The organism is Clostridium tyrobutyricum, from assembly GCF_019144085.1.
In the GTDB taxonomy this organism is placed as follows: domain Bacteria; phylum Bacillota; class Clostridia; order Clostridiales; family Clostridiaceae; genus Clostridium_B; species Clostridium_B tyrobutyricum_A.
On sequence record NZ_JAHHUY010000038.1, the window covers coordinates 13,608 to 27,318 of the forward strand.

General features: G+C 29.6%; 11 protein-coding genes. 8 read left to right on the plus strand and 3 right to left on the minus strand.

What is annotated here, in order from left to right:
- A complete protein-coding gene (locus KM800_RS13290) occupies window positions 1-549 on the minus strand; it encodes a helix-turn-helix domain-containing protein (RefSeq protein ID WP_217813522.1) in 549 nt (182 codons plus the stop codon).
- Window positions 550-707: 158 nt separating this feature from the next.
- Here KM800_RS13290 and KM800_RS13295 point away from each other — a divergent pair, with 158 nt between their 5' ends.
- From KM800_RS13295 to KM800_RS13320, 6 genes are all read left to right on the plus strand, one after another.
- Window positions 708-1,673, plus strand: a complete 966-nt coding sequence (locus KM800_RS13295; protein WP_217813523.1) for a multidrug resistance efflux transporter family protein — start codon at window positions 708-710, stop codon at window positions 1,671-1,673.
- Window positions 1,674-2,010: 337 nt separating this feature from the next.
- Complete coding sequence (locus tag KM800_RS13300) at window positions 2,011-2,157, plus strand: YtxH domain-containing protein (RefSeq protein WP_217813524.1); 147 nt, start codon at window positions 2,011-2,013, stop codon at window positions 2,155-2,157.
- Window positions 2,158-2,388: 231 nt separating this feature from the next.
- Window positions 2,389-3,693, plus strand: a complete 1,305-nt coding sequence (locus tag KM800_RS13305; RefSeq protein ID WP_217813525.1) for a helix-turn-helix domain-containing protein — start codon at window positions 2,389-2,391, stop codon at window positions 3,691-3,693.
- 19 nt (window positions 3,694-3,712) lie between these two features.
- Window positions 3,713-4,966 (plus strand): helix-turn-helix domain-containing protein, encoded by a 1,254-nt coding sequence (locus KM800_RS13310; protein ID WP_217813526.1) that lies wholly within the window; start codon window positions 3,713-3,715, stop codon window positions 4,964-4,966.
- Between the two features lie 223 nt (window positions 4,967-5,189).
- Complete coding sequence (clpB, locus tag KM800_RS13315; protein ID WP_217813527.1) at window positions 5,190-7,781, plus strand: ATP-dependent chaperone ClpB; 2,592 nt, start codon at window positions 5,190-5,192, stop codon at window positions 7,779-7,781.
- A 449-nt stretch (window positions 7,782-8,230) separates the two neighbouring features.
- Window positions 8,231-9,535 carry an acetyl-CoA hydrolase/transferase family protein gene (locus KM800_RS13320; protein ID WP_217813528.1) on the plus strand — a complete coding sequence of 435 codons (1,305 nt, stop codon included), beginning with the start codon at window positions 8,231-8,233 and terminating at the stop codon, window positions 9,533-9,535.
- 94 nt (window positions 9,536-9,629) lie between these two features.
- Here the strand turns inward: KM800_RS13320 and KM800_RS13325 are convergent, their stop codons facing one another.
- Together KM800_RS13325 and KM800_RS13330 are read right to left on the minus strand one after the other, a co-directional pair.
- Window positions 9,630-10,361: a type 1 glutamine amidotransferase gene (locus KM800_RS13325; RefSeq protein ID WP_217813529.1), complete on the minus strand. Its 732-nt coding sequence runs from the start codon at window positions 10,359-10,361 to the stop codon at window positions 9,630-9,632.
- 17 nt (window positions 10,362-10,378) lie between these two features.
- Window positions 10,379-11,521, minus strand: a complete 1,143-nt coding sequence (locus KM800_RS13330) for a MurT ligase domain-containing protein (protein WP_419195472.1) — start codon at window positions 11,519-11,521, stop codon at window positions 10,379-10,381.
- A 331-nt stretch (window positions 11,522-11,852) separates the two neighbouring features.
- On the opposite strand from KM800_RS13330, the gene KM800_RS13335 reads away from it, so the two are divergent.
- On the plus strand, window positions 11,853-12,737 hold the full coding sequence (locus KM800_RS13335) for a DMT family transporter (RefSeq protein ID WP_217813530.1): 885 nt from the start codon (window positions 11,853-11,855) through the stop codon (window positions 12,735-12,737).
- Window positions 12,727-13,599: an FUSC family protein gene (locus tag KM800_RS13340; RefSeq protein WP_017895177.1), complete on the plus strand. Its 873-nt coding sequence runs from the start codon at window positions 12,727-12,729 to the stop codon at window positions 13,597-13,599. Before KM800_RS13335 ends, KM800_RS13340 begins: the two co-directional genes overlap by 11 nt.
- The last annotated feature ends 112 nt before the right edge of the window (window positions 13,600-13,711 follow it).

The following is a 13,711-nucleotide window of genomic DNA, read 5'->3' on the forward strand; positions in this document are numbered from 1 at the left end:
TTAGTATGTTATTACATTCTGAAATACTGCTCTCTTGCTATTTGGATTTTTATATGAATGAGGTTTGTTTCCTGTAAATCTAATAGAATTACCCTTCTGAAGGACAAAACTTGTACCACCTATAACTAATCCAAGTTTTCCTTCTGTAACTATTACATATTCTTCAACATCGTCATTATGAGGAGTAGATACGTGGTTGCATCCAGGTTCTAATTCTATAGTAAATATTTCTAAATGCCTTTTACTGTCAAATGGAAATATAGGGTACAACTTCATTCTATTATTATCCTCAACCAAAGGGGTTATATTTTCTTGATATACTATTTCATGTCCATCATTTTCTTCATCTATAAAGGACGAAAATGAAACCTTTAGTCCAGTGGAAATTTTCCATAGTGTAGATACTGTAGGGTTTGACTGACCTCTTTCAATTTGACCAAGCATAGCTTTGCTTACATTTGTCAATTTGGCTACATTATCCAGACTTAAATTCCTCTTGGTTCTTATATTCTTTAATTTAGTACCTATAATTAAATTCAAATTTTTCATTCTATCTAGTCTCTCCCTGTAAAATTTTCATAATTAATATATATAATTTTATAATAATTTGTGACTTAAGTAAATTATATAACATATCAATTGTAAGATATAACATACATATGTATAATATACAATATAATATGTTCATGAAGATAGGGGAAATAAGAATGAGAAAATCAATTATATTGGGAATAATGGCTTCATTTTTTTTTGCATTTACTTTTGTACTAAATAGACAGATGGATATTCAGGGTGGGAATTGGATATGGAGTTCCTCACTTAGGTATATATTTACTCTCCCAATTTTGCTAGTAATTATGATTGCAAAACGTCAAATGATTGATGTTTTGAGAGATATAGCAAAAAAGCCTGTACAATGGATTGTATGGAGTACGGTAGGTTTTGGACTATTCTATGCTCCACTTAGTTTTGCCTCTGCATATGGCTCCTCATGGCTTATTGCAGGAACATGGCAGATAACTATAATAGCAGGAGCACTATTGTCACCATTTTTTTATAAAATCATAGAAAATCAAAATGGACTTTTTAAAATAAGGAATACAATTCCTAAAAAGGTACTGGGTATTTCTCTGATAATCTTATTTGGTATATCTTTAATGCAATTTCAACATTTAAAAGAAATCTCCAGCATAAAATCATTAATAGGAATTGTACCGGTAGTTATAGCTGCATTTGCCTATCCTCTAGGAAATCGTAAAATGATAGAGCTCTGTGAAAATAAATTTACTACATTTCAAAGAGTATTTGGTATGACACTTTGCAGTATGATATTCTGGGTGATTTTATCTGTATTTGGCTTGGTATCTGTTGGAATGCCAGGTAAAGGACAAGTATTACAATCTTTTGTGGTAGCTGTTTGTTCTGGGATAATTGCCACTGTATTATTTTTTAAAGCTACGGATATGGTTAGCAGTGATGTGCGCAAGCTTGCAATAGTGGAATCCACTCAGTCAGGTGAAGTTATATTTACTCTTATTGGAGGTGTATTTGTATTCAAAGATAAATTGCCAACCTCAGTGGATTTATTTGGAATATTATTTGTAGTAGTGGGAATGCTGATAAATAGTCTTCTTCCAAGTAAAATTCAAATAAAAAATGTGGTAAAAAAATAATTTTATTATTTTTAATTTTTGTCTATAAGTTGACTTAATTTAGATAAAGTAAGTATAATACCTAAAATGATAAAAAATACGTATACAATGAACATAATATCAACCTCTTTTGTTTTTATTTTAATAAATTTATTCTTTTGAATATATAAATATAATTATGTTTAATAAGTCATCTATATGTAATATTATACCATAAACAATCCAATATTATACATTAAATTATTGTTAATTTGTTTAATAAAGTATATTCAATGTTTAAAAAACATTAATTTACATATCATAATTATATAAACATAAATTTAATTTATTATAATCAATTAAAAAGGAGTGTGTAATTATGAAACATAGTAAGTTTATAGCAGGAACTTTAGTTGGTGCAGCAGTAAGTATGATGATAATGCCTGAAATAGACAGATCAACGAAGAAGAAGATAAGAAGGACATCAGATCGTATGAAAAATGCTGTAATTGGCTGGATAAAATAATATTGATTTGAATGCATATCACCCTATAAAAGGTTCAGTATAATTAATGCTTACTGAACCTTTTATTTTTATATAATTTAATGAAAGGTTTTTTAATACTATGTCTAAAAAATATGATATAATACTAAATATGTATTTAAATTAAATTAAATTAAAATATTTAAATATATTTAAATATTTTATATGCTTAACAATGTGAAGTCTATTGAAATAGTAAAGGAAGATTTGACAATGGAGATACTTTCTTTGGGGGAAAAGATAAAGAAAAGAAGAAAAGAACTTAATATGACATTGAAAGATCTGGCAGGAAATAGAATAACACCAGGGCAAATAAGTCTTATAGAATCTGGAAAGTCCAATCCAAGTATGGATTTATTGCAATACTTAACTGACATATTGAATATATCCATTGAGTATTTAATGGAAACAGAAGAAACTCAAGCAGAAAAAAACTGTATTTATTTTCAAAATATTGCTGAATCCTATATAATTAATAAAGACTTGCTTGAAGGAGAGAAGTATATTGATCGAGCAATATACTTTGCAGAAGAATATACTTTAGAATACAGAAAAGCAAAAAATTTATATCTCAAAAGCAAAATATTTATAGCAAAAAAGCAATATCCTATAGCACAGCAGTATCTTTTGTCTGCCAACGTTATTTTTATAGAAAATAACAACTACAGGGAGATTGTAAATACTTTTATGGACCTTGGAAAGATAACGATGGAGTTAAAATCATATCATTCCTCCAATAGTTATTTTAGACAAGCAGAAAAAGTATGTAAGGACAGCGGAATACAAGATGATTTTTTACTTGGACAAATATATTATAATATAGCATTTATATATTTTAAGCTTGAAAAGACTGAAAGTGCAATGAATTATTCCTATCTTGCTAAAGAAAAATTCAATAAAATGGAAAATCGAAGTGGATATGCTAGCTCACTTATACTTCTAGCAGATGAATACAACAAAAAAAATGATTTAAATAATGCTATCAGATATTCTAAAGAAGCTCTTGTAGAATATAAGTCCATTAATGATTTAATAAATATTGCAAAAATAGAAAATAATTTGGGACAACTATTTTATGAATTTGACAATATAGAAGAATCTTTTATACATTTAAACAAATCAAAGAAAATTAGACTTAAACTTAAAGATGAATCCGTAATAGAGACTATCAAAAATATATGTGAAAATTACATAAAATTAAAAGATATTAAAAATGCAAATGAGGCACTTGAGGAATTACGGTCCAATATACACGATGGCAGCAATAAGGTAATGCTGGAATACTATTTATTAAAATACAGAATCTACATGCTTCAGGGAAAGTTTCATCAAGCTGAGAATATATTACTGAAGGCATTGAATTTTGCGAAGAATATGGAGCTTACAGAACAGATTGCTCAAATAGCTATTTTCCTAGGTAAGTTTTACATGGACACAGGAAATAACATAAAAGCTGCTGCATATTTAAGTGAGGGAGTAGATATGTTCAAAACATTGGGTATAATAGATGAACCCTAATCTAAATAGGTGATAAATAATGGAAATACTTTCAATTGGAGAGAAAATCAGAAGAATAAGAATATATAAAGGATTAACTCTAAAAGATTTATGCAGTAACAGAATATCGATTTCAAAGATGAGCTGCATAGAAAACGAAAAAATAAAGCCCGATGATTCAATCTTAAAATTTATAGCAGACAAGTTTGATGTAGATGTAGAATATTTGAAGCAAAGTATAAGAGATCAGATAAAAAATAATATAAAGGTAATAATGAATGATAAAAATAAATTTAACTATGAAGCTGAACTTGAATACAATTTAAAGCTTTCAGAAAAAAATAATTACAACGATCTTTGTATTGAACTGCTGCACTTGTTATTCAATTATTTTATAGGAAAAAATCAAATAGATTCGGCATGGATTTTAGTCCCAAAATATTATGGATATATTCAAAAATGCTTTAATGATAAAAACACAGCTATATATTATATTGATATTGGAAAATATTTATTTAAAGCTGAAGAATACATGCAATCTCTCAATTATTACAATAATGTCATAAATATTTCAAAAAGAATATGTAATAATTCTATACTGGTAGAGGCCTTATATAGCAAGATGAAATGTCTTTTGATGCTTAAAAAATATGAAGAAGTTTATGCATTGTTAGATAAACTCATAAAACTTGCAGACTGTGAAAATGAAAAATTGCAGAAAGCTAAGATATATCATTTGATTTCTGTAATTTATTTAAGACAGAATAAAAATGGTTTTCAAAAATTTAGAGACATGGCCTATTCTCTGTATGAAAAAAACTCGGTTGAAAAAGCTAATGCAATGCTTAATTATGCAGAAATTATGTTTGAAATGAATATGAAAGATGAGGCATTGGACAATTTAAAAAACACATTACAAATATATCCTGATGAGGATAAAAAATCAAAAACTAAATTTGTATTGGATATAGTGTGTAAACTAATAAAAAATGATATATTAAATATTGCAGAGACGTTGTGCAATAATGCATTAAATGAATCAATAGAACTAAATAATATAGTGTTTATTGAAAGATCTTATTATTATAAATCACGTATATTTGAGAAAAAAGGTGACATTGTATCTGCAGAAACCTATATGAGTTTTTCTATGGATGCACTACTTAAATTTGCCAATAAAAAAATAGTATATAAAAGATATATGGAAATGGGAAATATGTACTACAGGATGAAGAATACTTCTGAATCAATAAAGTACTTTAATTTTGCAGTACAGATTTGGAAAAAACTTTAAATTTAATTTTATTATGATAAATAATTGGAGTTGACAATATGTGAAATATTGTCAACTCCTTTATTTTAGTATAATTAAGATAAATTTAGAATAGCACATATAATTATTGATAATCACGTTAAATGATTTAATATAGTAAAATATGAGAGTTGAATAAAAAAATATAAAATAATATTATTTAGTTAAGGTCAAAGAAGGTCAAAACATTGAGGAGGTTTTGAAAATGGATATAGATAAACTTACAGTAAAGGTACAACAATCGTTGAATAATGCACAGCTTGCAGCTGTTAAACATAACCATCAACAAGTTGATGCAATCCACCTGTTTTCTGCATTGATTTCCGAAGATGATGGGTTGATCCCCAATATATTTGAAAAAATGGGAGTAAACATTGATTCACTTAGAAGAGAAACAGAAAATGTTTTGGATAAGATGCCTAAAGTTTTAGGGGAAGGAGCTCAAAATTCTTCTGTATATGCTACTAGAAGATTTGAAGAGATTCTTGTTAAATCTGAAAAAATAGCTAAGGAATTCAAGGATTCATATATAAGTGTAGAACATGTAATGCTAGGAATCATGGATATACATTCAAGTGATGTTGACAGTATATTGAATAAATTCAATATAAATAAAAAAGATTTTTTGGAGATACTTTCAAAAGTAAGAGGAAATCAGACAGTAGACACTCAGGACCCTGAAGGAACTTATGAGGCTCTTGTAAAGTATGGAAGAAATCTTGTAGAAGAAGCCAAAAAGCACAAATTGGATCCTGTAATAGGCAGAGATGAAGAAATCAGAAGGGTAGTTAGAATTCTTTCAAGAAGAACAAAGAACAATCCAGTACTTATAGGAGATCCTGGTGTTGGTAAAACAGCAATAATAGAAGGATTGGCTGAAAGAATAGTGAGGGGAGATATTCCAGAAGGATTAAAAGACAAGATAATATTTTCTCTGGACATGGGTGCACTTATTGCAGGTGCTAAATTTAGAGGAGAATTTGAAGAAAGATTAAAGGCAGTATTAAAAGAAGTTGAAAAGAGTGAAGGAAAGATAGTACTTTTCATAGATGAGATACACACTATAGTTGGAGCAGGAAAAACAGAAGGCTCAATGGATGCAGGAAACCTGATAAAGCCAATGCTTGCAAGAGGAGAACTTCATTGTATAGGTGCTACTACATTTGACGAATACAGAAAATATATAGAAAAAGACAAGGCACTTGAAAGAAGATTTCAGCCTGTAATTATAGATGAACCTTCTGTAGAAGATTCAATATCAATACTGAGGGGACTTAAAGAAAAATTTGAAATATATCACGGTATAAGAATACATGATTCTGCAATTGTAGCTGCTGCAAAGCTTTCAGATAGATATATAACTGACAGGTATCTTCCAGACAAGGCCATAGACCTTATCGATGAAGCTTGTGCAAAGATAAGAACTGAAATTGACAGTATGCCGGTAGAGATGGATACAGTAAAGAGAAAAGTATTTCAGCTTGAAATAGAAAAAGAAGCACTTTCAAAAGAACAGGATGAATCTTCTAAAGAGAGATTAAAATATGTAGAAAAAGAACTCAGCAATTTAAAGGACAAAGACAAACAACTTACTGCCAAATATGAAAAAGAAAAAGGCGGTATAACGGAGATAAGAAATCTTAAAGAAAAATTGGATGAGGCTAGAGGTCAGATTGAAAAAGCCGAAAGGGAATATGACCTTAATAAAGTAGCGGAATTAAAATATGGAGTTATTCCTGAAATTGAAAAGAAAATAGAAGAAAAAGAATCTACCATAAAGAAAAATGACGAAAATGCAATGTTGAAAGAAGAGGTTACAGAAGAGGAGATTTCTGAAATAGTATCAAAGTGGACTGGAATACCTGTTGCAAAACTGGTAGAAGGAGAAAGAGAAAAACTTGTAAAATTAGATGAAGAATTGTCAAAAAGGGTAATAGGACAGAGTGAAGCAGTTACTGCTGTTTCAAATGCAGTTATAAGAGCAAGGGCTGGCATGAAGGATCCAAAAAGACCTATAGGATCATTTATATTCCTTGGACCTACTGGCGTAGGTAAGACTGAACTTGCAAAAACTCTTGCAAGAACATTATTTGACAGTGAAGACAATATTATAAGAATAGATATGTCGGAGTATATGGAGAAGTATTCAGTATCCAGATTAATAGGAGCACCTCCAGGATATGTAGGATATGAAGAGGGAGGACAGCTTACAGAAGCAGTTAGAAGAAAACCATATAGCGTAGTTCTCTTCGATGAAATTGAAAAGGCACATGAAGATGTGTTCAATATCTTTCTTCAAATACTTGATGATGGAAGACTTACAGATAATCAGGGAAAAGTAGTGGACTTTAAAAATTGTATTATAATAATGACATCAAATATAGGAAGCAGCTATTTACTTGAGAATAAAGAAAATGATGTAATAGACAAGAATATAAAAGACAGAGTAATGAATGAAATGAAGTCAAGATTCAAACCTGAATTTCTAAATAGGTTGGATGATATAATAATGTTTAAGCCATTAAGTACAAATGAGATAGAATCAATAATAGATATATTCCTTCAGGATATTAAAAACAGACTCAATGAGAAAAATATATCCATAGAAATAACTCATGCTGCTAAAAAAGTTATGGCCAAAGAAGGATATGATCCTGTATATGGAGCAAGACCTCTTAAAAGATATATAGAAAATACCCTTGAAACTTCAATAGCCAGGAAGATAATAAAAGGAGAAATTCATGAGGGGTCCAATGTAGAAGTAGACTTTAAGGATGGAACCTTTGAAATTAAGTAGAGAGCCCAAATCTTTGATTTGGTGCGAATCAGTTAAGCAGGCATACAAAATCTATGATTTTGATATGATCGCTTACTCAGATGAGTACTCCTAGGACCGAAGGAAGTAGGAGTTACCAAATTGAGAGCCCAAATCTTTGAAAATAATGTTCTTTCTTTTATAGAAAGGGCATTATTTTTTTATGGCTGTTTTGTAAACCATAGCATTGTTAAGTTATTTTCAGCTATAGCTATTATTTTGATAATAACATTGATGTAATTATGTTATTTTAACTAAAAGAAAATCATATTAATTTTGAATAAATGGACATTATATAATATAATATTAAAAGGAAGTTCAGGTTGTATACTATACAACATCTATTTTTTTACTCATAATTGTAGTTTTTTTAACAATCATAATGGTAGTTAATTATTAAATTTTACATAATTTATGAAAGGGTGGTTTTTATGAGTTTTGAAGAATTGTATAAGAGTAAAGTCGTTAGTGCAGATGAGGCAGTATCTCACATAAAATCTGGAAATAAAATAGTATTTGGACATGCATGTGCTGAGCCACAAGTACTTCTTGATGCTTTGGTAAAGAATAAAGAGAAGTATAAAAATATTGAATTGTATCACATGATACCAAAAGGTAAAACTAGTTATGCAGAACCTGGAGTAGAAAAATATATTCATGATAATTCATTTTTTACAGGAAAAGGTACAAGCGAAGCAATTCAAGAAGGAAGAGCTGATTTCATTCCTGTATTTTTCAGTGAAATACCAAGATTGTTTAAAAAAGGATATATTCCAGTAGATGTGGCACTTATTGAAGTGAGTAAACCTGATGAACATGGATATTGTAGTTTTGGAGTATCAAATGATTATATTCATGCAGGAGCAGAATGTGCAAAACTTGTAATTGCAGAAGTTAATGAGAATATGCCAAGAGTGTTTGGAAATAACTTCATACATGTATCTGACATAGATTATATAGTGGAGAGTTCACGTCCGGTTGTTGAAATGCAGCCTTCAAAAATTGGAGATATAGAAAAGAAAATAGGTAAATACTGTGCATCACTTATAGAAGATGGATCAACTCTACAACTTGGCATAGGTGCAATTCCTGATGCAGTACTCTTGTTCTTGAAAGATAAAAAGGACCTTGGAATACACTCAGAAATGATATCTGACGGTGTAGTAGAATTGGTAAAAGCAGGAGTAATTACAAACAAGAAAAAGACTCTTCATCCAGGAAAAATAGTTGTAACATTCCTAATGGGAACAAAAAAATTATATGATTTTATAGATAATAATCCAGAAGTAGAATCACATCCAGTAGATTATGTAAATAATCCTACGGTTATAATGAAAAACTGTAAGATGGTTTGTATAAATTCATGTGTTGAAATTGATTTAATGGGACAAATATGTTCTGAAAGTATAGGAATTAAGCAGATAAGCGGAGTAGGTGGACAAATTGACTTTACAAGAGGAGCAAGTATGGCTGAAGATGGAAAGTCAATTATTGCAATACCATCTACTGCAGCTCATGGAAAAGTTTCAAGAATAGTTCCATTCTTAAATCAAGGTGCAGCAGTTACAACTTCAAGAAATGATGTTCATTATGTAATAACTGAGTATGGTATTGCACAACTTAGAGGTAAGACATTGAAACAAAGAGCTAGAGAACTTATAAAAATCTCTCATCCAAAATTCAGAGAAGGATTGATGGCTGAATTTGAAAAAAGATTTGGATGTAAATTTGATTAGCTTTCTCAAAAAATATTTTTAAATAAATACTTTAATATAATTACGCAAATAAGAAATGGTGAATTCAAATATTTGAATTCACCATTTCTTATTTCTATTTATCCTTTGTTTCTCTGTATATTATAAATTCTTTTGCCTTGGTCTCCAAACTGTCATTTAGAGGTTCTAAATCTATATCTTTTCCATACTTGTTAAAAAGGGCAGTTTTTATAAATCTATCTGCCAATTCAGGATTTTTCGATAAGAGAGAACCATGAAAATAACTTCCAAAACAATTTTTATATATACAACCTTCATAGCCATCTTCACCGTTGTTTCCATAGCCTTTAAGTACTTTTCCAAGAGGTTCCAAATTTCCTATATAGGTTCGTCCAGAATGATTTTCAAAACCTACATAAGTTTCATTGAATTTATCATTGTGAATTACAGTATTACCTATAAAACGCTTTTTACCGCCTTCTGTATAGATATCTATTACGTCCAATCCTGCCAGCTTTTCACCTTTTGGAGTAGTGTAATATTTCCCAAGAAGTTGATATCCTCCACATATGGATAAAAATACACGGTTATTTTCAATATACTCTTTTATGGCATCTTTTTTATTTTCTATTAAATCCTGTGATACTATGGATTGTTCGTAATCCTGACCGCCTCCAAAAAAGGTAATATCATATTTTCCCCATTGAAATGGATCGCCTACAGATATATTTTCCACATTTATATCTATACCTCTTTTTTCTGCCCTGTACTTTAATATGCGTATATTTCCAACATCCCCATATACATTCAACAAGTCAGGATATAAGTGACATATATTAAGTTCCATCATAACACTCCCTTATTTTACCATAACTTTTTTATATAGCCTTTTGCATTAAGATATTTTCTGAAACCTATCATAGAAGTATAGGTAGCTAGTACATATACTCTGTTTTCAGCACAGTTGGTTATTTCGTCAGTTAATTTTTTATATCCTTTGCACATGACGAAATTATCTTCTTTAAGACCAGCTACTTTTAGTCTTACAGCCATGTCGTATAGCCTTATACCTGAAATCAGTATTTTATCTATGTTTAAAGAAGATAGTTTTTCAAAATTTACATCCCATATCCATGATACATCACGTCCATCTGCATAATTGTCATTTAAAAGTACAGCAAGATTAAAAACTCTTCCATCAAGGCTTATACTGTTGATTGCTTCATCATAGCCAGCAGGATTTTTTACAAGTATTATTTTGACTTGCTTTCCAGCCACATTAATTACTTCCTGTCTTCCAAAACTACTTTCTTGATTTTCAAGAGAATTATGTATTACAGTATCAGATACATTACATACCTTTGCTATTGAATAGGCACATAAAGCATTATAAATATTATATGCTCCAGGTTGATTTATGTAGTATTCCTCTCCATTTATTACAACTAGGGAACCATCCTGGGATTTGTTCTTTATCTCATCTAAACTGTAGTCGAGCTTTGGCCTTTTATATCCACAGTTGTCACAGTAAAAGTCTCCTAGATGACTGTATGTTATGAAATTGTATTTGTAAGGATGTTTACACTTCTTACAAAATTTAGAATCTGCATTTATATCTACCGTTTTGCTTTTTCTTAAACCGCAATTAAAACCATAGTATATTGTTCTGTTTTGCAGTTCCAGGTCACCAAGAAGAGGTTCGTCTCCATTTAATACCAGATTGGCCAGAGGCACTTTTTTTATACCATCCAAAATCTTGTTTAATGTGGTATAAACTTCACCATATCTATCCAGCTGGTCTCTAAACAAATTAGTAACGCTTATTACTTCGGGAATCACATAATTGGCCAGTAAAGTTAAATTAGCCTCATCACATTCTATAACTGCATAATTGGTTTTGCTACACTGCTTGAATGAAAAATTTTCTACAAAGCAGGATACTATTCCAGGCAGCATATTTGCACCTGTACTGTTTGTTATTACATTTTTATCATCATCTTTTAGCATATTGTATATCATGCTTGTAGTGGTGGTTTTTCCATTAGTACCCGTTATAACTATGACTTTATAGTTCTTACAGAGCGTTTTTAGAACATTTCTATCAAGTTTTAAAGCTATTCTTCCGGGAAAATTACTTCCACCTTTAAATAGAGCTTTTGAAATCCTTATTATAATTTTTGAGATTATAATGCTGAAAAAAGATTTTATATTAATTTTTCACACCACCCTTTATCAAAAAACAACACAAATGTTATTTTTAACTCTTAAATATTATAATACAATATCAAGTATGATACAATTATAATAGAGTAATGTGTGCAAATATACTAAAGTAAGGATGTGGTCTGATCTGAGACGTGGATATATCTATTCAATATTGGCCTCTATCATGTTTGGATCGGCAGGAATATTCGTTAAATTATCATATAATATTGGCTTGGATTCAATTAATATATTAGTGGCTCAGTACATTATTGCTGTTATTATAATGTTCCTGTTTATTTTTATAAGAGATAGAAAAAAACTCTTGTTAAATAGAACACAGATATTTCATCTGGCCGTTCTTGGAATATGCGGTAATACATTTATGACATTATTTTATTATGAGGCCTTTAAATATTTAAGTGTGGCCATGGTAACAATGCTTTTGTTTACTTATCCCATGATGGTTTTTATATATTCTGTGCTGCTTAAAAATGAAAAGATTACTTTAAGAAAATTTATTGCCATTTTAATTTCCTTTGCAGGATGTATTATGGGACTTAATATATTTAATGAAAATTTTAATTACTCCATAAAGGGAATCGTTTTTGGATTGTTAAGTGCTGTATTCTATGCTTTTATGAATTTGTACAGCGAAAAGAAATTGAAGGATGTAGATTCTATGAGTATAAATGCCTATTCTACAGCGTTTTCTCTAATAGTACTATTGATATATAGATCACCCCATTTATTATCTGGTGAAAATTTGAATATGCACAGCACGCTTTATATATTGATGCTTGCTGTGTTCTCTGAAATAATACCTTTAACGCTTTTATATTCATCTATAAAATATATAGGAGCAGTCAAGACCTCTATAATAGGAAATCTGGAAATACCAGCATCCATTGCTTTTTCTACTTTATTATTAGGAGAAAATATAAATATAGTACAGATTGTTGGAGCGGTATTTATAGTGTATGCCATCTATATTATAAGGGGGAGAAGATATGCACATTAAGCCAATTGGAATGAGAAATATAAAAACTGCCATTTCAGTTATGATATGTATGTCTCTTTCATATGTTTTTAATAGAGAATACATATTTTATGCAGTAATCGCTTCAATTATAGCTATGCAGAGTTCTGTTTCAGATTCCTTTAAAACAGGTAAAAATAGAATGCTTGGAACTGTAATGGGAGCCGTTTTTGGAATGATATTTGCATTCATAAGTCCTGGAAATATTATATTCTGTGGTATAGGTGTAATTCTTATAATATACATATGTGATTATCTTGGATGGAAAAAGTCTGTTGTAATATCCTGTATAGTTTTTCTTGGAATTATGATAAATTTAAATGGTAGAAGTCCTGTAATCTACAGTATGAATAGAATAATAGATACATTTATGGGCATAGGAGTTGCGGTAATAATCAACTATTTTATATCACCACCAAAGCATGGAAACAAATTGCACAGAGAATATATACTTACTCTCGATAGAGTATTTATCATTGTAGAAGATAGATTCTGTTTCAATAATTTTCTGGATTTAAAAAGCATGGATACAGAAATTAAAAAGCTTGAAGAGGCACTAAAACTTTATGTATCTGAATTTAGAATCAACAAGATAGGATATTCTGGTGAGAAGATAAAAATAATGCTGGATGTATTTAAGGAAATATACATGCATATGAAAATAATAGACTCTTTTGAAAACATATATGCTTTAAATAATGAAAATAAACAGAAGCTTGAGAAGCTCTTCAAATGCACACTGGAACAAAAAAACATTTCAAAAGTTTCCAATGAAATAGACATTGTATTCAATTACCATGCACACAAAATACTGGAGAATTTATACATTCTTAAAAGCAATTAATTCATGTTAAATTTTTAAAGATTATATTGGTAATTGCCTTAAATGATAGTATAATAACAATTGTTGTTAAAAATTAATTGATGGAGGACGAATAAAAATGTATCTGCTACTT

Excerpts from the sequence above, each read along its gene's own strand:
- KM800_RS13340 (WP_017895177.1), top strand. The coding sequence starts at position 12,727 with ATGCACATTAAGCCAATTGGAATGAGAAATATAAAAACTGCCATTTCA.
- KM800_RS13335 (WP_217813530.1), top strand. The coding sequence starts at position 11,853 with ATGTGGTCTGATCTGAGACGTGGATATATCTATTCAATATTGGCCTCT.
- KM800_RS13300 (WP_217813524.1), top strand. The coding sequence starts at position 2,011 with ATGAAACATAGTAAGTTTATAGCAGGAACTTTAGTTGGTGCAGCAGTA.
- KM800_RS13330 (WP_419195472.1), bottom strand. The coding sequence starts at position 11,521 with ATGCTAAAAGATGATGATAAAAATGTAATAACAAACAGTACAGGTGCA.
- KM800_RS13325 (WP_217813529.1), bottom strand. The coding sequence starts at position 10,361 with ATGGAACTTAATATATGTCACTTATATCCTGACTTGTTGAATGTATAT.
- clpB (WP_217813527.1), top strand. The coding sequence starts at position 5,190 with ATGGATATAGATAAACTTACAGTAAAGGTACAACAATCGTTGAATAAT.
- KM800_RS13305 (WP_217813525.1), top strand. The coding sequence starts at position 2,389 with ATGGAGATACTTTCTTTGGGGGAAAAGATAAAGAAAAGAAGAAAAGAA.
- KM800_RS13310 (WP_217813526.1), top strand. The coding sequence starts at position 3,713 with ATGGAAATACTTTCAATTGGAGAGAAAATCAGAAGAATAAGAATATAT.
- KM800_RS13290 (WP_217813522.1), bottom strand. The coding sequence starts at position 549 with ATGAAAAATTTGAATTTAATTATAGGTACTAAATTAAAGAATATAAGA.
- KM800_RS13295 (WP_217813523.1), top strand. The coding sequence starts at position 708 with ATGAGAAAATCAATTATATTGGGAATAATGGCTTCATTTTTTTTTGCA.
- KM800_RS13320 (WP_217813528.1), top strand. The coding sequence starts at position 8,231 with ATGAGTTTTGAAGAATTGTATAAGAGTAAAGTCGTTAGTGCAGATGAG.